The sequence below is a fragment of the Argonema antarcticum A004/B2 genome, assembly GCF_023333585.1.
Classification (GTDB): domain Bacteria; phylum Cyanobacteriota; class Cyanobacteriia; order Cyanobacteriales; family Aerosakkonemataceae; genus Argonema; species Argonema antarcticum.
The window spans coordinates 39,981-58,764 of record NZ_JAIQZN010000031.1; the positions used below are offsets into that span (position 1 = coordinate 39,981).

General features: G+C 41.4%; 21 protein-coding genes. 15 read left to right on the plus strand and 6 right to left on the minus strand.

Annotated elements, in window-relative coordinates; translation table 11 throughout:
• Positions 1-30: 30 nt before the first annotated feature.
• Together LAY57_RS15180 and LAY57_RS15185 are read right to left on the minus strand one after the other, a co-directional pair.
• Positions 31-1,020 (minus strand): putative endonuclease domain-containing protein, encoded by a 990-nt coding sequence (locus LAY57_RS15180; protein WP_249067622.1) that lies wholly within the window; start codon positions 1,018-1,020, stop codon positions 31-33.
• The gene (locus LAY57_RS15185; protein ID WP_249067623.1) at positions 1,017-3,209 is read right to left on the minus strand and encodes an A1S_2505 family phage non-structural protein; all 2,193 of its coding nucleotides are present in this window, start codon (positions 3,207-3,209) and stop codon (positions 1,017-1,019) included. The genes LAY57_RS15180 and LAY57_RS15185 overlap by 4 nt, the downstream gene beginning before the upstream one ends.
• A gap of 178 nt (positions 3,210-3,387) precedes the next feature.
• Between LAY57_RS15185 and LAY57_RS15190 the strand changes: the two genes are divergently transcribed.
• The 13 genes from LAY57_RS15190 to LAY57_RS15250 all read left to right on the plus strand — a co-directional run bounded on the left by LAY57_RS15190 (position 3,388) and on the right by LAY57_RS15250 (position 10,195).
• The gene (locus tag LAY57_RS15190) at positions 3,388-3,870 is read left to right on the plus strand and encodes a hypothetical protein (protein ID WP_249067624.1); all 483 of its coding nucleotides are present in this window, start codon (positions 3,388-3,390) and stop codon (positions 3,868-3,870) included.
• 32 nt (positions 3,871-3,902) lie between these two features.
• The gene (locus LAY57_RS15195) at positions 3,903-4,154 is read left to right on the plus strand and encodes a hypothetical protein (protein WP_249067625.1); all 252 of its coding nucleotides are present in this window, start codon (positions 3,903-3,905) and stop codon (positions 4,152-4,154) included.
• A 3-nt stretch (positions 4,155-4,157) separates the two neighbouring features.
• Complete coding sequence (locus LAY57_RS15200) at positions 4,158-4,853, plus strand: siphovirus Gp157 family protein (RefSeq protein ID WP_249067626.1); 696 nt, start codon at positions 4,158-4,160, stop codon at positions 4,851-4,853.
• Between the two features lie 104 nt (positions 4,854-4,957).
• The gene (locus tag LAY57_RS15205) at positions 4,958-5,230 is read left to right on the plus strand and encodes a hypothetical protein (RefSeq protein ID WP_249067627.1); all 273 of its coding nucleotides are present in this window, start codon (positions 4,958-4,960) and stop codon (positions 5,228-5,230) included.
• A 62-nt stretch (positions 5,231-5,292) separates the two neighbouring features.
• Positions 5,293-5,994 carry a hypothetical protein gene (locus LAY57_RS15210; RefSeq protein WP_249067628.1) on the plus strand — a complete coding sequence of 234 codons (702 nt, stop codon included), beginning with the start codon at positions 5,293-5,295 and terminating at the stop codon, positions 5,992-5,994.
• Positions 5,995-6,021: 27 nt separating this feature from the next.
• The gene (locus tag LAY57_RS15215) at positions 6,022-6,219 is read left to right on the plus strand and encodes a hypothetical protein (protein ID WP_249067629.1); all 198 of its coding nucleotides are present in this window, start codon (positions 6,022-6,024) and stop codon (positions 6,217-6,219) included.
• A gap of 2 nt (positions 6,220-6,221) precedes the next feature.
• Complete coding sequence (locus tag LAY57_RS15220; protein WP_249067630.1) at positions 6,222-6,470, plus strand: hypothetical protein; 249 nt, start codon at positions 6,222-6,224, stop codon at positions 6,468-6,470.
• A 1-nt stretch (position 6,471) separates the two neighbouring features.
• On the plus strand, positions 6,472-7,284 hold the full coding sequence (locus tag LAY57_RS15225; RefSeq protein WP_249067631.1) for a hypothetical protein: 813 nt from the start codon (positions 6,472-6,474) through the stop codon (positions 7,282-7,284).
• On the plus strand, positions 7,257-7,538 hold the full coding sequence (locus tag LAY57_RS15230; RefSeq protein WP_249067632.1) for a hypothetical protein: 282 nt from the start codon (positions 7,257-7,259) through the stop codon (positions 7,536-7,538). Before LAY57_RS15225 ends, LAY57_RS15230 begins: the two co-directional genes overlap by 28 nt.
• A gap of 8 nt (positions 7,539-7,546) precedes the next feature.
• On the plus strand, positions 7,547-8,035 hold the full coding sequence (locus LAY57_RS15235) for a prokaryotic E2 ligase family D protein (RefSeq protein WP_249067633.1): 489 nt from the start codon (positions 7,547-7,549) through the stop codon (positions 8,033-8,035).
• A complete protein-coding gene (locus LAY57_RS15240; RefSeq protein WP_249067634.1) occupies positions 8,028-8,759 on the plus strand; it encodes a hypothetical protein in 732 nt (243 codons plus the stop codon). The genes LAY57_RS15235 and LAY57_RS15240 overlap by 8 nt, the downstream gene beginning before the upstream one ends.
• A 22-nt stretch (positions 8,760-8,781) precedes the next feature.
• The gene (locus tag LAY57_RS15245; protein ID WP_249067635.1) at positions 8,782-9,612 is read left to right on the plus strand and encodes a ThiF family adenylyltransferase; all 831 of its coding nucleotides are present in this window, start codon (positions 8,782-8,784) and stop codon (positions 9,610-9,612) included.
• Between the two features lie 205 nt (positions 9,613-9,817).
• Entirely contained in the window at positions 9,818-10,195 is a 378-nt protein-coding gene (locus LAY57_RS15250) for a hypothetical protein (RefSeq protein WP_249067636.1), read from the plus strand.
• On the opposite strand, the gene LAY57_RS15255 is transcribed toward LAY57_RS15250, so the two are convergent.
• The 3 genes from LAY57_RS15255 to LAY57_RS35860 are packed head-to-tail and all read right to left on the minus strand — an operon-like array spanning position 10,192 to position 13,903.
• Entirely contained in the window at positions 10,192-12,510 is a 2,319-nt protein-coding gene (locus LAY57_RS15255) for a CHAT domain-containing protein (protein ID WP_249067637.1), read from the minus strand. The genes LAY57_RS15250 and LAY57_RS15255 overlap by 4 nt on opposite strands.
• Positions 12,511-12,539: 29 nt before the next feature.
• The gene (locus tag LAY57_RS15260; protein WP_249067638.1) at positions 12,540-13,742 is read right to left on the minus strand and encodes a tetratricopeptide repeat protein; all 1,203 of its coding nucleotides are present in this window, start codon (positions 13,740-13,742) and stop codon (positions 12,540-12,542) included.
• Positions 13,743-13,768: 26 nt separating this feature from the next.
• Positions 13,769-13,903, minus strand: a complete 135-nt coding sequence (locus LAY57_RS35860) for a hypothetical protein (RefSeq protein ID WP_275994014.1) — start codon at positions 13,901-13,903, stop codon at positions 13,769-13,771.
• 77 nt (positions 13,904-13,980) lie between these two features.
• Between LAY57_RS35860 and LAY57_RS15265 the strand changes: the two genes are divergently transcribed.
• On the plus strand, positions 13,981-14,142 hold the full coding sequence (locus LAY57_RS15265) for a hypothetical protein (RefSeq protein WP_249067639.1): 162 nt from the start codon (positions 13,981-13,983) through the stop codon (positions 14,140-14,142).
• A 176-nt stretch (positions 14,143-14,318) separates the two neighbouring features.
• Here the strand turns inward: LAY57_RS15265 and LAY57_RS15270 are convergent, their stop codons facing one another.
• A complete protein-coding gene (locus LAY57_RS15270; protein ID WP_249067640.1) occupies positions 14,319-14,642 on the minus strand; it encodes a hypothetical protein in 324 nt (107 codons plus the stop codon).
• 3 nt (positions 14,643-14,645) lie between these two features.
• On the opposite strand from LAY57_RS15270, the gene LAY57_RS15275 reads away from it, so the two are divergent.
• Complete coding sequence (locus LAY57_RS15275; RefSeq protein ID WP_249067641.1) at positions 14,646-18,497, plus strand: hypothetical protein; 3,852 nt, start codon at positions 14,646-14,648, stop codon at positions 18,495-18,497.
• Positions 18,498-18,784 lie beyond the last annotated feature (287 nt).

The window sequence follows — 18,784 nt, forward strand, 5'->3', positions numbered from 1 at the left end:
AGGGCAGATGTCTTAGCCCACAAGAATTATCTATAAGTAAGAGTTACGGAATTTAGTCTTAGCCATATAAATAGCTTCCTTAACTTTCCATTGTTTGTGAGGCAGTAAGTTTTTAACATTTTGTAATTGAACTAAGCTTCTATAATCCCCCGTAATTTGGAAAATAACTCTAGCGATCGCCTTACAACAAGCATCAGGATATTTAACAACTTGCAACTCAGAAAACCGAATCACTACCCAATTTCTCTCTAAGAAAAACCGATTGCGCTGATTGTCTTTGCTCCTATCCACACAATGATGAGGCTTTCCCGTTTTCCCATCATAGGGTTCATCAATCTCGATATCTATAGCTAAACCTGTCGCTTGATGAACCAGAATAAAGTCAGCAGTGTAACCAAAAGATGTACCGGGGATAGGAAACTCGCCACCCATGCAGAAGTCATAAAACCCATAAAAATAACGACATAAGTAAACAAAGAACTGCTTTTCACTTACCCCTTGTTGTACTTCTCTCTTACCCTGACTTACAGGCGGTTGAACAATCTCTTTCAATAACCTCTTAAACAGCTTAGAGCGTTTCCGCAACAGAGAAATATATTGCTCGCTTTCCTTACCTTTTGACTGCAAGCGACGCAATTGATAACTTTCGTATTCAGCTAACTGTCGTTCATACTCAGCCAGTCGTTGATTGTAGCGATCGCGCACTTGAAAATCAACAACTCGCAGATAAGAAAAAGCCGCTACTGCACTAATTAAAGCACATATCAGCGATGACCAAAAAGCTATAACGCTTATACCAAACCGCCAGTTAACCAACATTAATACCACAACACTGGCTATCCAAAACTGAATCACTAAATAATAACGAGAATTATTGAAAACTGGCAGTCGCGGCGGGAAAGGCTGTTCTATTTTAGGAGTAGCGTTTTCTGACAAAACTGCTATCGGGTTATCCGCGCAGAACTGACGAATTGAATCGGGGATAAGAATAACCGGATAAAAAGCTTTTATTGAGTTCATAATTCCACCTCTTGAGAACGAGGCGAATTGCTAAATTGTGCCTGTTCTACTATTGTTTGTTTCCTCTCGATAGCCATCAATTTTGCCGCCAGTTCTGACGACGGCGGTGTAGAAGACTTGGCTCGATCGCAGAAATATGTGTAACTCTGAGTTCCCTTTTTATCTGGTTGATACAAAAGGATCTCTTTTCCTTGCGCTAATGCTTTATCGATCGCATCCTGAGTCCCCCGCGAACCAGCTACTTGCACCACCAACAACATATCATCTCTACCACTAAGCCGATTGAGCATATCATCATTGCGCTCGAACAATTGAGCCGGACTTTTGTAATACTCCCGGCTGACCAAATGCACGTCATCAGCCAGACTTAAAAGCTTAAAATAACGGTCTTTTTCCCTCTGATTCCACACTTTTTCCTGACCTACACAAGGCAAAGAAGCCAATACTTCTATTTTAGGAATTCCAGGCAACAATCCCTGGCGCTGCTGTTTGCGTAGCTTTATCGCCTCAATCGCACCCCATTGGTCGATTCCCGTCGCCATACCCATTACGAACGTCAGGCGATCGTAATTCAGGGAATGAGCAGTATCAAAAGCAGTTTTTACCATATCCTTCAAACTATTTTTCGCTTGTTTTTCCCAATCAAGATGCTCCTTAAAATACTTAGCCCGACTGCCTGAAAAAGCAACTGTCATCGTCGAATCTGCTTCCTTTTGATACAGCCGTAAAGACGACCGTTCGTAAGCCTTAATCAAAGCAGAAATAAACGGACTATCTTTTCCCTTACCTTCCCAGAAACCACCGTTAACTCTATGTTCGCAAGTCTCTAACCAAGCGCTACCACCCCGCTTGTCAATTTCTTTAATCAATTCTGGGTATTGATTTAATTTGGTTTCAACAATAGAAGCCATTAACTTATCTCGTTCCGGCCCGATCGGACAATTTTGCTTAAAATTTTGATAAGCTTCTTCTGCATCTTTCCAAAACTTATTCCCAAAAAATATGGGAAATTTATCTTTAATACCGCTCTGTCCTTTAGTAGCCCAATACTCTGCTACTGTTGTTGGGTTAGTCAAAGACGCTGCCAACCAATCGGGCGATTTACTATAAATATTTACTGGGGAAAACAGTCGCTTCCGATTATTCGATTGTCTTTCCACCTCTTCATCAGATGACACATCCGATAAATTATTTTCAGCCAGGCTCCTACTAATTAAAAAATTTTCCTGCTTTTCTAATGCTCTATCAATGATTGCTTCTTCAAGTACATCGCGAGCATGACATGGTAAATTTTTTGGGCAAAAACAAGTAAGAACAATAGGCTTTCCTTGTAATAACTTGTCTGCTATTCTATCTACTTCTTGATAAGCCACCGATTTCTTACCTTTCCTCCCTTTGATTAATTCCTTATCAAACCAGGATTTGTAGGCTGTTACTGCTCGGTTATGTTCTTCTAGACTGTGATTTTTAACTCGATATTCATAATTACCCAAAGGACTCCCTTGCAATCCCAATCGAGAAAATTCCCGACCCACATAAATTTTTTCAGCTTGTCTTATCGAATCACGTCCGACAAAACCGTACTGTTTTCCCGTCACTTTATCTACCACTTGATTTCCCTGACGACTTGTTATCAAACTCTCCAGGTCTGCTCTAGTGCGAGACTCAAAGTTCGGTATCTTACTCTCCTTTGTTAATTCCTCCAGCCACTGGGAAGGAAGGCGAATATTATCGGGGATATCTTTTCCTTTCCACAAGTTAGCGATGTCAGTATGACTGTAACCTGCCCATCCTGTACCGAAGGGAGTGCAGACAAACTCTAGCTGAGAATTTGCTTTAGCAAACTCAATTAATTCATCAATTTCTTTGCCTATTTCAGCTAAAGATGTTGAACGCTGTCGCTTCCAATCAGACTTAGTTTCAATAGCATAGCTATCGCCTTCCTTTCCCTGATGATACCCTCTTCCCTGACCGTAAACGGCACGTAATCCCTTAAATTTCTCTCCCGGCTGCAATCCAAAACCACGACGCTGAAATAATTTATCTAACTCCTTTTTGTAACTTTCTCCAAACATTTGCAAAGCTACCCCCGCACCGTGATAACCAACATTACTACCCCAAACAGGAATTTGGTGATGGCTTAATTTTGCAATATCAATAAAATTCGGAGCCGCTGCCAAATTAACCATAAAACCAGCTTTGCTTTCAGAACAGTCATCAATTGCTAACCTACAAAAAACTTAGATATTACCCCATCATGCCAAAGAATTACAAATCCCTCTACTTAATTGCCGATGTCATCGAATCATAAATGGGCTAACGCCCAGGTTTTTTGGTGGAAATAATTAAGTTAGTACGTTACTAATCATGCCTACAAATCAACCCAATAATATCCAAAAAACTGCCACAGACCGTCTCAAATCCACGCGGGACAAACTGACCAGGAAAATAAAATCCGCATTGAAAACCGCCACACCAAAAGAAACGCTGGAAGTTTGGATGCTAATGAAACAGCAGGAACTCAAGAGAACGACCCCTGGATTATCCGAACAGCAGATAGAAAGCGTAGTAAAGTCGCTCATCCTAGAACTAGGTTATGACGTTATCGCTACCTCAACTACTCCGCTTAGTGCTACATCGCAAGAATCCAAAGTGCAGACAGACGAAAGCGAAGTGGATGACTTGGATAAGGATAACGACACTGATTTCACTAACGACAATCTTGACGAAGATGAAGATGACTTTTCAGAGGTATCTGAAGAAAAAATTCCCCCTCGCAAGCAACGGGTTCCTGCTTTGAGAAAAGTTGAAACTTTAAGGGCTTCTACCCGAAATGGAAAGCATTCTTAAACCATAAAATTGAGACTAGGTTTTACACAACTGTGTACCAAAATAAATGTGAAGCTGACAATAGAACAAATACCCTAGTTCCTTACACTAATACTCCTTTAGTTGAATTAGGGGATTTCAAATCAGACTCTCTAGCACTAATGCCAGAGACAGAAAGTAGGGAAGCAGGCGATGAAGAGATTAAACCAGATAGTTTGGAAGAAGAACTCACGCCAGGAACCCTAGCCATACTCGCTCGAATTGAAACTTTTGATGAATATTTTCATTGCTGTGGAAGGTGGTAACTAATGTATTTAGCTAAAGATTCGTTAGCCAGATATTCGATTCAAGCAGTCGAACTCTGGAATCAATTAGAAAGTGCTGAAACTCCAGAAGAAGAAGAGGCTATTCTCCAAGAAATTTGGGGAAATCAGACAGACCAGGAAATTGCTGCTGATACTCAAGCCGAACTAGCAGACCAACTAGATGCTGAAATTTGTGCCGTTAAAGCACGCCTAAAACATTTAGTAGAATTGCATAATAAGGCGATTGAACGACTGGAACGGTGGCGGAACAGCCTAGATAAAACCCTCCTACAATTTCACTCAATGGGAGTAATTCCCACAGAGATTGTAGGGCGAACTCGTCACATCCGACTCAAGGAAAATCCCCCAAGTTGCGAAGTGTTAATCAATCCTTGCGACTTGCCAACCGAATACCGAACAGAAAAGCTAGTTGTTACACCCAACAAACGCAAAATCGTAGCCGACTGGAAACAAGGTATTCCTGTTGATGGTACTCGAATTGAGCGTAAACTCAGAGTTGAATACGGAATCGTACCATCAAATCTGACCTCTGCAACTGAGGTAATTTCTAATCGTACTGCTGCATCAAATACTGAAGAGAATCATTCAACTGTAACACCAAATAATGGGCGAAAAGAAAAAGCGATCGCTAAAAACGTTGATGGTTCTAATAAGAAGGTGAAAGCACGAGTCGGTTAGTAGTAAATTCTCAGACAAATATGGGAGGTTTCACTAATAGCAGATAGCTGTTATATGGCTATCTGCCGCACATTTTTTGTAATTAATCTAGGATAACTTTATCCATGAAAAAACAAAACAATCATTCGTTCGACATTTCAACATTTGGCAGAATTACTTACCGAATTTATCGAGGAAAACTTGCCATCTTGATTGAAGAAGGAGACAATCACCTAGATATATCATTTCCCATAAAAGATGGGAGATTATTCGTAATCCTTGGTTCTATCAGAGCCGCTGTAGCTGAAGCTATGACCGATTACTTGGAAATAGAAGCCTACGCGGATGAGCCGCTTCTACTACTAAGTGGAGGTTTAGGCAAAAATGAGTTTAATTAACACCGATAAGGGGGGCTAACGCCCAGAAACACTATGACAATTTATTAAATAACACCGCTCAAATGAAATGGTTAACACCAGAAGATGCAGTCGCCGCTGCTAATTTATCGGTAACGAGTGAAGAATTAATCGAATACACTCTTCAGTCAGAAGATGAAGAAACAATAGAGGAAAGATTTCAAAAAGTTAGGCTACTATTTGACCGCGCTCGCTGGCTGGCAAAAAAGCCTTATCTAGCTCTACTCTCGCCAGCTAAGGTCAAAAAACAAGTCGCTACTAAATCATCAACCTCTGCAAGCGATTCAGACTCAATAGATGATGAAAATTGGGCGGAGGAAGATGAAGAAAATGCTCTTTCTGAAACTGAAGAATCGAACAGTTTACAATCCGAACAACAAGAAGAACCTTATATCTTCGAGAAATGTACCGTCGAACTGCACTTGACATTTAAACCAGATGACGGTAATTCAGAGGGACGGATTGTAATCATTTCCGCAAGCAGTCACGGCGACTTTCCTGTTAGTGAAAAGATAAGAGAGTCATCCTTGGGAGAATTAGCACCGCCTCTAAAAGAGCTACTGAAGGAACTTGTAGCAGATTTTCCCAATCGCCAGGTGCGGCGACAGATTGCTAATGCTCGAAACCAAAAGAAAAGAACCACTAATTCAAATAAACCCAGAAGCGAAGCAAGTAGCGCCACCGCGTCTACAACTTCTAAAGAGTCTAAAACTACCGGAACGCAACTAACATTATTTGGAATTTGAACAACAACCTACTTTTGAGAGAACAAAATGACTTCAAAAAAGAAAGTGCTAATTTCCTTTGAGGGACAACAGCATCCTGTTGATGAGGATATAGCAAATGATGATAACGAACTGCGTAAATTGCTAACAACTTATTACCCAGATTGCGCCAACGCTGACATCATTAGAAAACCTGGAGAACTGATTACAGTAGCCAAACGCAATGGTTCTAAAGGAGCAAGATAATTATGAAAATTACTCCTTTAGAATTTCTCATCAATGCGCCAGAAGAAGTCAATCCCGCACTTTTTATGTGTCGAAAATTGCAACGCTTGGAACTTTCGGGAGAACTCGATAGCGCGACTATGAAAGAAATGGCAAAAGCTATTGAGTTAGCTATTGAAAAAGGGACAGAGGATGTGAAAGCAGTTGAGCAAACTAAGGAACGACTGTTAAATAGTCGTTCTGTAGCTGCGGCAGTTCCAATGGGGTTTTGATATGTCAGCAATTTGGAATGCTAAATCCGCTCTGCAAATATTACAGCAATGTCAACCAATCATCGATTTTAAATCTGCCACCGATTATTTGTGGACTAAGCTGAATACTTATCAGCTACTTACTCTTTACCAAGAATTGTTTCCTTTAGAATGGAAAAAAAGCCAATCCGAACTCTACTCTGAAGATGAAAATCACAGTCCGAAGGAGTTGGAGTTTATTTCGCTAGTTAGCGAACATTTATTTCCCATTGACGACATGATGATAGAGGGCGCTTATGAAGAACGTCTCTATCAAATTCCTGTCTCGCCTAAAGGAGTAGATTGGCAAGACCATGAAGAAGGAATTGAAGCATTGCGAAGTGGATGGCAGATATTACTGCCGCTTTCGCAATCAGGTCGATGGTGGTTGGAATCGGTAGCAGGTGATGAAGGGGAATCGTGGTATGAATGCACTTTTGGATACAGCTTGAAAGACATTGCACATCCCGAAAAAGCTGATTTCAAACTTCTCAAAAGATTAGCCAGTCGTGCTGCATTTCCCATCAGCGCTTTGCCTACAGCATTAGCACTCCTTGACTTAGAAACGGGCAATATTTGGCTAGACCAAAGTGTTTGCTGCGAAAGTTATTGGAATCGTAATTTTGAATCAAGACCTTGGACGATTGAAGAGATTAACTTCCTAACAACTGAATGGAAAAAAGCCCTTCAGTTACTAGATAAAGCTGACGAATTAATAGACTGGATTGAATCAGACCCAAATACCAATTTCTCGCAACTTTTAGCGTTATGGAATCTGACATTGCATCTGAAATAATTCGGGAGATACTGGAGGTTGCCCCCCGAAAATTGTCTGCTATTCAAGCCGAACTTCTCTTTATTGAGGGCGGTACTTACATTTTTCACTATCAATCGGGGGAGAGTTCCAAGTATAAATGTTTGTCTCCAGCAACTCTGCGAGCAGCTTTTGCCAATACCCCGATTGATTCGGGTTGGATAAACCCAGAATTGGGGTTTTTTGTTGAGGTTACTCTCATGGACGTTTTAAACCGATTGATTCGGGTTGGATAAACCCAGAATTGGGGATAGTACGTTGGGGAACTGGTAGCGCCGGGGAATGGACAATTAAATTCGTGCCACCTCAGAAACACAAAATAAATTTATTGGAATCAAAGCACTTGGTTCCTTTACCAGCAATGGTGTTTTTGGGGTTGAAATCTGATTACTGGGTTTGGGCAATTAAAGGCTCGAAATTTGACCCGGAAGCAGAAGCTTTTCACGTTCCGCTGCCTAATGTATATTTGCATTCCTATCAACCCTGTGGACGCATCTGCTGGGGAGATAATAAACCACCTCTAGCTTCACCCAATACGATTACAAAAGCTTGGGAATTGTTTATCTCTAGTCCTTTCAACGGGCATTTAAGTGACGGCAAATCTAGGGCGCAACCCAGTGATGTGCGCGTGCAGATACAAAAGGCAGTTAAACGTTCATCTTACCCAGTTAAAGATTTAATTAGCACGAACCAAACAATTGCCAAATTAGTTGCAGCCATAACTGATGATTGAACTAGCAAACCTGAATCCATACAACCTAGAATTGGTCGATTATAAGATTATCAAACTCGGAAACAATCTGCCGCCTCATTCTAGCAGTATGTTTGAGTATCTGATTGGAAGCAATGGCATCTTTGCTAGAGCGGTTAGACCGGGATTAGAAGTAATAATTCCGGTGGAACTTTTTACCGCGTCAATCAGAGGATTAGAACCAATTGAACCTTTAGTCCGATTAACTCCCGGACGAATTCCTCAGCAGATACTCATCCAAATGTGGAAGGAAAGTTGTATCGCAGCGCTTGCAGAACCGCCGTTAGAAATCACTTTCCACATTCATCACGTTCAAGAGCAATGGCAACTTGTAATTCCAGAGCAAACGCAAAGTTCTGGTCAATGCAGAGCGACAGAATACGGTTTAGATTCCTCATACATTAATGCCACTGTAGAGGTACATTCGCACAATCGGATGGCGGCTTTCTTCTCTGGTGCAGATGATGCAGATGAAGGGGGTTTTCGCATTTTCGCAGTTTTAGGGAAAGTGACTGAATCGAGTGCTGAAATTATTTGCCGAGTGGGAGTTTATCGGCAATTCTGGCACGTTCCGGCTGACTGGATATTTGAATTGCCTAGTTTTATTGTAGATGTCACAGTTGGCGGAGAAAAAGACGATTTGATTTCTAATTTTTACTCCTGTTCTGTTGCGCCATCTTTGTTAGATGACCCTATCGAATTGTAAACAACATTTGGAGATTTACCCCATGTTTAATTATGATTATTTGTCAGCTTCACCTTTGATTATCAGACAAACCGATTCGATTGACTTTTGGCTAATTGGGGCGGGAGGAACTGGTTCTTGGCTGTCTTACCATATTGCACGACTGGCACGGAGTTTGGGCAAGTCGGGGAAGAAGGTGCAATTTGCGATCGCAGATCCCGATATAGTTGAAGAAGCCAACATCAGCAGGCAGGCTTTCTGCGACAAGGAAATTGGACTGCCCAAGGCGCAGGCTCTAGCTTTGAGATACTCTATAGCTTGGGGAGTGGACGCGACGGCTTTTGTGCAGGAATTTGACCCCAAGTTGATTCGCTATGCCTACGACAAGCTGACTATCCTGGTAGGGTGCGTGGATACGGCAGCCGGGAGAGCGGCTATTAACCAGGTTCTTGAGTTAAACCAATTTTACAGCCGTTCTGAAATCCCTTGCGTGTGGTATTTGGATTGCGGGAATCATGCCGCAGCCGGACAAATCTTGCTGGGCAGTTCTTTGGAAACTGACCCGGAGTTCTATAATTTTGGAGGGCTGGGATGCGCGAGGCTACCATCTCCGATGCTTCAGGCTCCTGACCTTTTGAAACCGAAGCCAGAAGAGTTGACAAATAACCTATCTTGTGCTGAGATGGTAATGCTGAACTTGCAGAGCGAGAGCGTGAATGTTCGGGTGGCGGCTGAGGCGGCGGATTACCTGTACCGGATGGCTGCGGGGAATCTTAAGCGGTTTGCGACCTATTTTGATTTGGAGAGTGGGACAGCGCGATCGCTCTGCATTACCCAGCAGTGTATATGGAAAGCGTTTAAGCCCAACTCTTGATATTACCTGAACTAAGTAGTTGGACAAAAGTAAACGATACTGTGTAAACTTTTGTAAAAGTCCCGTAATCCCCGGCAACACGCTGATTGAGCATAAAACAACGCAAGTTATCCTTGATTTTCTATTCTTGATTAAAAGCATCATTTCTAGGAAAATAGGAATTGATAAATTTAGGTGTACCTCAGCTTTTGTGACAAGAAAACCTATGGATATTGAATCAATTAAAGTAACTTCCGAAGAAATTGCTCAATTTCGGACTGAATTGGCAGGTTATGCCAGTGCGATCGCGGCATTGGATGTCATCGAAGAAGAATGTGAGGGGTATCTGGAAGATGCTATCCCATTGTTACTAATGCGAGAAACCAGCACTGAAGCTGATAGATCGCTTAGTGATTTATTGGAAAAATGCCGTAAGTTTATTTGTCAGGAGGAAGTTAGAGAAGCTCTGGAATCAGGAATGATTGCACCCGCAATAGAGCCGATTTCAATGGGGGCTGGTATTCCTCCGGGTGTAGCAACGGCGATCGGTATTTGTGCTTTTAAATTGGGAATGAAGAAGGTTTGTGCTGATTGTGCTGACTAAATCCCTGTAGCTGTAAAACCTGCCCAGTAGTAGGGATTGGCAAAGGGATGGGGTTGGCGTTGTCTGATTTGTTTCAATGATTCTTGATATATTGTGCGCTGTCCTGGTCGCAGTGGAGCAAGATATTTGTCTATTTGCGATTGATATTGCTCCAGAAATTCGTCTAATTTCTCAATGGTTAAATTCTGCAACCAATCTTGAGCTTCTTTGAGGGCAACTGCTACGGAAATGTTGAGATTAACATCGAATAAAATCTCATAAAATTTAATCATCAAGAATGAAGTTGATAAATCATTGACTGTCCACAAACTACTGACAACGCTTGGACTTCCGGCAAATAGAAAACCACTGGGCAAACCAATATATTCATCGCTGATAGACTTGGGATCGATTAATCCGGTTTCGCAAGCGGAAAGGGTGACAAGGCGACATTGATTGAGGCGAAGTTCAAAGATTTCGCCTAATGTTAAGGGTTCTTGATTCGCTAAAAATAAGGCTGATTTAAGGGGATTATTGGGGTTAAAGCCTCCATGACAGGAGAAATGATGGCAGTGGTTATTTGAGGATTTTAAGTGAGTGATAATGGTGTTTTTGGTGGCGTTATCTTTGGCAATAATTTGGCTTTCAGTAAAGAAGTTTGAGAGGATATTAACTTCTAGGTCGGTGTAAAGTAAGTCTTTAGTTGGGTTTTGGATGGCAAACAGTTTATTAAAGTCGGAATGGTGGAAACTTTGGGCGATTTGTAATAGTTGGCAACTGGGAGCGTATTGTACGCCATTGGGGAATAAATCGTGTAAATCTTGAGCATTTGCTCCTGCCCCAAACTTCAAAATGTGGGAGTTAGAGATGGGGAAGGCGTGTAAGGGTAAAATATGTAAAAACCAATGGGGAATAATAATTAAGCGTTTACAAGTATAGGGAATGAGGGCAAGAATATCATTAATATTTAGGATGTCGGCAAAGGTTTGGAGGAGGTTAGAAAGTTGATTAATCCATTCTGTCTTGCCTGTTTCGGAGTAGTAAAGCTCCACATAATTAATGATCGCATCACCTAATTGATTTCTCTCATCTTCTGAAGATTGCCAAACTTTAATATCTCCATTAGCAGATACCACAAAGGCTAATATTTTCTCGCCTGTGATATACCACTGTAGCAAACAGGTTTCTGCATCGGTTAAAGCCTTAATCTTTGTAAATGGGATCGGCTCAACTTTTTGAGTAAGGCTAAAAAGAGGATCAATCGGTTTAATTTCTCTCTCAATAAAGCTATCTAATTCTTGTTGATATTGCTTTAGATAATTTTGATCTTGAACATAGGGGGTTAGGTTATCACTACGCATCAACTTTTGATTAATGCTTTGACTTTGTAAGCTCATTTTTTCGTTAACGACTTTTTGCTTTAATTCATTTAATTGCTCAATAATTTCTTGACTAACACCCTGGGGTTGTAGGTTTTTCTGGGTCATTAATTCGACAAGGTTACGCCCTTTACTGCGTTCAATATATTCTAAGGCTTTCTCTGGTTGATTAAGATTAAGATGTGCTTGTACAATGCCATGAAAAATATCAATAGCATTAGATAAAACTTCTTGGCGACTTTGGGGATTAAGGGCTTCTAAACGGGCATTTTCTACGGCTTTAATGGCGACATGATAGGCTTCTGTGGCGGGTTGCCATTGTTTTTCAGTGTAGTATAAAATGGCTAAATTACGGGCAGTTAGCAAACAATCTAAAGGAGTATCTTCTATTGTGCGAATTTTTAAAGCATTGTGATAAAACTTGATTGCTTGCTTTAGATTGTTAGCTTTATCCCCTTTAATTCTGAAAAGGTAAGCATTACCAAGATTATTTTGCGTGCTTGCCCAATCTTGGGGGAAGTTATCAAAAGTTCTAACTTTTAGAGATTCGGTATAAGCCACGATTGCTCGTTCTAAATTGTCAGTTTTATCCCCTTTAATTCTGAAAAAGTAAGCATTACCTAAATTATCTTGTGTACTTGCCCAATCTTGAGGAAAACCATCCAAAGTCCTGACTTTCAATGCTTCTTCAAAACATATAATCGCTTGTTCTAAATTATCAGCTTTATTCCCTCTAATTCTTTGACAGTAAGCACCACCTAAATTGCTATTTGTTATTGCCCAATCTTGAGGGAAATCATCCAACGTCCTGACTTTCAATGCTTTTTTAAAACATATAATTGCTTGTTCTAAATTATCAGCTTTATCCCCTCTAAGTCTCTCTGAGTAAGCAACAGCAAGATTATTTTGTGTATTTGCCCAATCTGGGGGAAAAGCATCCAAAGTTCTAACTTTCAATGCTTCTTGATAACATATAATCGCTTGTTCTAAATTATCAGCTTTATCCCTCTAATTCTGTTTGAGTAAGCAACAGCTAAATTGTGTTTTGTGGTTGCCCAATCTGGGGGAAAAGCATCCAAAGTTCTAACTTTCAACGCTTCTTGATAACAGATAATAGCTCGTTCTAAATTATCGGCTTTATTTCCTGTAATTCTATTTGAATAAGCATTACCAAGATTATTTTGCGTGCTTGCCCAATCTGGGGGAAAAGAATCAAAAGTCCTAACTTTCAATGCTTCTTTAAAACAGATAATAGCCTGCTCTAAATTATCAGCTTTATTACCTCTAATTCTGTTTGAGTAAGCAACAGCTAAATTGTGTTTTGTCCCTGCCCAATCTTGGGAAAATGACTCAAAAGTCAATACATTCAGTGCTTTTTTATTATAAATGATCGCTTGTTCTAAATTATCAGCTTTATCCCCTCTAATTCTGTTTGAATAGACATTAGCAAGATTACTTATTATCTTAGCCCAATCATGAGGGAATAATTCAAAAGTTAGCACCTTCAGAGATTCTTGATAATAGATAATCGCTTGTTCTAAATTATCAGCTTTATCCCCTCTAATTCTTTTTGAATAAGCAATAGCAAGATTAGTTTGTAATATTGCCCAATCTTGGCGAAATTTTTCAAATGTTAATATCCTTAAGGCTATTTGATATCCTATAATAGCAAGTTCTATGTTATTGGCAATGCTGCCGAGAGAATATTGTTCAATTAAGCTACTAAAATCAAAAATAACATCAGCAATATATTCAGATTCTTTTGGAGCAACGGATGATAGAGTATTTTTTGCCCAACTATCCAGAATTTGTATTAAATTATCATTTAATTTATCAAGATTTTGCGCCCAAAAGGGATAAATCACTTGAGGATCAGGATTTTCTGAAACTTTTTGTAATATCTCCATCAAGAAATTGAAATAGTCTTGAGGGGTGTTTGCGCTTTCAGTTGGGTTGTTATCCAATAACCCTAATGCTTGTGCTAACTGTTGCGCTATATTCATTAACCATTGTGCGTCATTTTCCCTTCCTGCTCTCTCAAGTTGTCGTGCTACCCCTATCATTACCTCGATCAATCCCTGATCCAATAATTCCTCATTTTCCTGTAAAATTCGGGGTTCATCGCCTTCATTGCAGGATAATAATTGATCAATCAGGTTTAGGTAAGCTTGGGTGCGTTGTTCATTCATGGGTTGGATAACCTCAAAATAGATTTTTAATCCCAGACAGTTTTTACTTCCGAAAAATCCGGTAACTTTTCATCTGTTGCAATCAGGATAGCTTGGTAGTAACTCGCTGTTGCTGCGATAATGCAATGATAAACATCCCCATTTTCAGATAAATTCAGCATTTTTTGAAAAAAATCCAGACCTTGTTTTGTGATAAATTAGCCACAAGCGATCAACCATTGCATCATCGACAGCGACCATGTACAGAAAAGTTGAGCCAGTGGCCGCTAGAGCGGCAGAATTTGAACTGCCGAATGGCTGCAAGCTGGCAGAAGACAACCGTTGGGTAATGATGGCCCAGCTAATCCCGTGGTCATTTTTGTGCTTTTTTGTGTCAATTTTTCCACTCTACTCTTTTTAGAGCCTTACTGATTATTAAAAGTTATCTTTGGACGGGGATTGACCGATCTCAATTTATATATCTGAGGGCTTGATTCCTTCTGTCATTTTGACTCATGCGATCGCAAACTTATTCAGCAAGCCCTATGTAGTATATGTAGAGTCAGCCTGAACTCTCTTATCAAAATCCATATTCTCTCATTTTGCGATCGCGTAACGTGCCGTCAGGCGTATCGTTCTCCCCGGTCTGTCCATCAAATCCGCCGGAGCGCTACTGGGACGCACAAACGGGTATTTATCCTCATCCTCCGGCCCGATCGCCAACTCCACCAACCCAGTATCCTCATCTTCAAACAAAACCGGACTAACCATCGCATCAACCTTTAGATCCATTTCAATCACCTCAAAAACACTTCCAACGGTCAACACTTGACCGCATTTCAACCTGCTAACGCTTAGATAGTCCCACCATACCTTTTCACCAATTCCTATTCTAACACTTCCAATATTAGGAGAAATCAACTCATGGTCGCCACAGTTGTTACCGAACAAGGACTCAAGATTCCCGTTTTCGATGCCGCTTACACTGATGCCAAAGGTCGAAATGCAGGCAAATTTTTCAACAATCCAGAAATCCTGCGCCACTCAATTCTGCAAGCAATGTTTGAGCCAGAAGAACTGCACTCATTAATGATAGTCAAACTTGACAAATCCAATCCCGACCCTCACCAATTACGCGCCAGCATCCACGACCCAGAAGACGGAATTAAGCGACGCATGATATTCCAATCAGGCAACAGTTATTACTTTGGTAACGAAACCCTAGCCAAAAAGATAGGAGACTTATTCGTAACCGAAAAAGACACCGCCTGTCGCTACGGTTCCCTTCTCGTCAGCACTTGTATGTCCGGCGTATCAGAATGCGACCATCTACGACTAAAAATTGTTGATTTCACCGACCCACAATATGCTAAATATCGAACCGGAGACTGTCACGGTGCAATCAGTTCCGACTTACTCAAAAGCATCGGCGGTGAGAAAAATCGAGCCAGCCAATTTCGTTTCGCTTGGCTACGCAGTTGGAATACAGAAAATACAGAATCCACACCCCAAGTCAGCTTTCTAGCTAAAGGAACCCTCCGTCCCGATGACAACTTACTCGACTCCTTAGCCGACTCCAAAGGTAACAAACCCCAACTAATTTTAGACCGTTCCAGCATCAAAGGCATCAATAAAAAACAACTCACAGAACTAATTCCTTGTGGCGATTACCAACTACCCAAAGCCATCCTTGGCAATCGCAAAAACAGTCAAATCGGCATCACCCAAACAAGCTGGCAATCCACCGGAGTTTGGTTCGATGAAGAAGCCCAAAAACAAGACTTAGTACCAGCAGCTAAAGCCGAAGCTCAAAGACTAGCAGCACTGCAACGCGACCCGATGAAATTGCGCCAAGTCATGATTGAAGATTACGATAAACGCGAGGCATTTTTAGCGCGTTTAAACGAAAGAAAACTCAAAGAACAACAGGACAAAATATCACCTACAATTGACGACGAAATCAACGGTGATAGTGAAGAAAATACCGAGGATAAAAAGCGGGAAAGACAGGACATCCAGATGCTAAAAGCCGATAAATTTGGACTAATGATAGGCAGTCCCGAATTCACCAATATGGCAGAAAGGTGGCTGGCATCCAAATGGCGAAATCTGGCAACCAGAGGCGCTTTATCAATGACTTCAGCAATGGCTTTACCCTGCGAAGATTTACCTAGAGGTACGGTTTGCGCTCACCATTTAAAAGCAGGAGAATGCGTTCAAGGTCGATTCCCAATTCTCAACAAAGATGGTCTGAGAATATATCAAAATGTACACGCAAAAAACCTGGAAAATATTCCAGAAGAAACCCGCACTGTCATGGCGAAAATTAAAGGTGTAATTTGGTTCCATCCCAAAGACTTAGAAAAGTTCCATCAAGGTGATTTTGACGGTGACGAACCCTTTGGCATCGAATCTCGAAAACTCCCTCACATTGCCCAACAAATCTTACCTCCACAAGACAAATTATTTGACTTCGGGGAAGTGGTACAAGCTGAGAAAGTTCCCTATACTAAAGCTAAGTATCGAGAAGACGACCCCGAAGTTAGAGAAGGTAAAGTTAAAGCAGGTCAACGCAAATTTACCACCCTAGAACAAATCGGAGTTGCCAGTTCTCAAAATGAAGTCGGAATCGTCGCTTTAGCCATCGGTAAAGTAGCAGCAGCACTCCCCAACCCCGGCGAAGATGAAAAGCTATTTCTCAAACAGCAGAAGCGATTTATCGCCGCTCTCAGCATCATGGAACAGTACGAAGTTGACTACCAGAAAAACTCGCTGCGTGGTAAAGATGCTAAAGAAATAAAAGAGAAAACAGGTTTAAATCCCGATACTTTACTCGAAAAAGTAGATGAATGGTGCGAGAAACATAAAAGCTGCACTTACTTTTTCCAGTATAAAGGAGATGACAGACTGTACAAACAATTTCCCATGCCTGCCGACTTCCCCAATGCTGTTTACGTCTTAGCCAAAGAAGCCGTTAATCCTTATTGGGAACAAACGCGACTCATCCACCGTAACCGAGATGAATTTCAGCACATTCTTCCCCCAATTCCGGCTCATTTAATCGTGTCAAAAGACAATCGTAAGGAACTAGATGCAGCAGGCATTGAGTACGAAAAAGAAGGCAAAGAATTGCACGTTCCATATCAGTACAAAAATGCCCTAGTAGAGCGAGAAATCGACTACCGCCACAGCAAAGAAAATGATTTACATTGGGAAGAAAACGAATTACAATGGGCGAAAGACTTGGTGCAACGCTTTCAAGAAGACAAAAGTATTATCTACGATCGCACTGGCAACGATATCAAAGCTCGAAAAGAGGAAATGGGCAAACTCTATGACAGTTATAGAGCCGAAATTGACGAAATTTGGGATACACCTGACAGAAAAACTAGGGCTGCTCATGCTTTATTCCAAGCGACCCACACTTCCGATAATTTAAGCAAACATCGGACAATTTGCCAGAAAGTAGCAGAGGAATTAGAAATTACCTTTTCGCTACAACAAGACTACGAATTACTGCACGAAGCCTTGCCGCGAGATGTCTACGTTCTCCAAGTTCCTTTCCAAAAAGTGAAAACCAAAGATGGCAGAACCATTGACCTACCTAACCAATGGAAAGACGCACTCGATAGCAAAGGAATTGCCTACGAAGCCACTGCTCATCCCGAATTACCGCTAGTTGAATTCGCCTTCAAAAACTTACCCCAAAGTATGGTAGCGAAACTTGATGCCAAATACGGAGATAATTCCAACTACCATATCGACACCGACTCTCTGAAAGTAACCAACTACTCCGGTAATGAAACCCGACTCCTCATCGTTCCTCCCGTCGATTGTCGGTGGATTGAATCTCAAGATAAAGCAGGTAGAGGCGCACTTGTTTACAAATTATTCATGGATGAAATCTGCCATGCTTTGTCAAATTATCGGGTCAATCAAATAGAAGTTGTTAATGTCAAACATCCCGATAATGACTACTCTGAAGAAGATTTTTCCAAATCTAAATGGCAGGAGCAAAAAGTTACTTTGCAAGTGGGAACGATCGATTTACCTCCCACTCACGAAAAGTATTACCGATTTCAAGGCACTCCCATTATCCAGTTGGACGGAACAAATTTGGGTACATTCTCCCCCGACAGCCCTAAGTTGCCCCCTGGAACTACTTTCGAGGCAACGCTTTCTTCTGATAAGGGTGGTAGGTCGGTTATGCTGAAGATCGATCAGGAGTCGATCCAGTTGCCTGAAACTCAATTGCCACAAATCGATTCACCTTCTGCCATTGCTCAAAGCGATCGCGCGGAGTACAGCGCCAAGAGCGATAATGCTACGCATCGCTGTCGCGAACGCACGCCCCAACCACCACAACAAGCTTCAAAATCAGAAACAGCAGTTAATAACGCAAAACGCGACACCACCAACGCTAAAGCTGACAAATGGCGGCTTTCTCTGCAAGAAACGCTCTTTAGCGTTGTTTCGGAAACCCACAAACAATGTAAATCGCACCTTCCTTCCGATAGTACCCAACACTTCAAGTTTGGCGATAACCAATGGACGGCTTACGTGCAGCCGAACGGGGATTGCTTTGTCAGAAACGAGTCCAAGCGCACCGTGTTTAAAGCCAACGTCCACACCGGGGATGTTCAAATTCCCCTGACAGAGCAAGCAGCGGCTCGTTTCCAAGAGATGATAGTGGAGCGAGAAAAAGCTTTGTCCCAGTCCCGAACTGCGATCGCGCCTGCGTTTGAATCGAAACCGAGGGAGTTGGAAATGGTTTAGTCGAGTGCAGGGGGTTGGAAATTTGAGGGCGATCCTGGAAGGCCCGATGGAAAATTTTCCATTGAGTTATGTCACTGACTTGTCACACACTTTACTACAAGGATGCCAACTGACTGCTTGTAGTGAAGCGAAGCCGAAAAAAGCACCTAAAAAAGTAGGTAATTTTGTGCATTTTTTACCTACTTTTTCCTACTATTTCCTCCTACTACCTTTTTTTTCCTATTTATTCCTACTTTCGAGCTTTTTTGGTAAACCTTATTGCGAATAATTCTTGTTTTTGGAGGGAT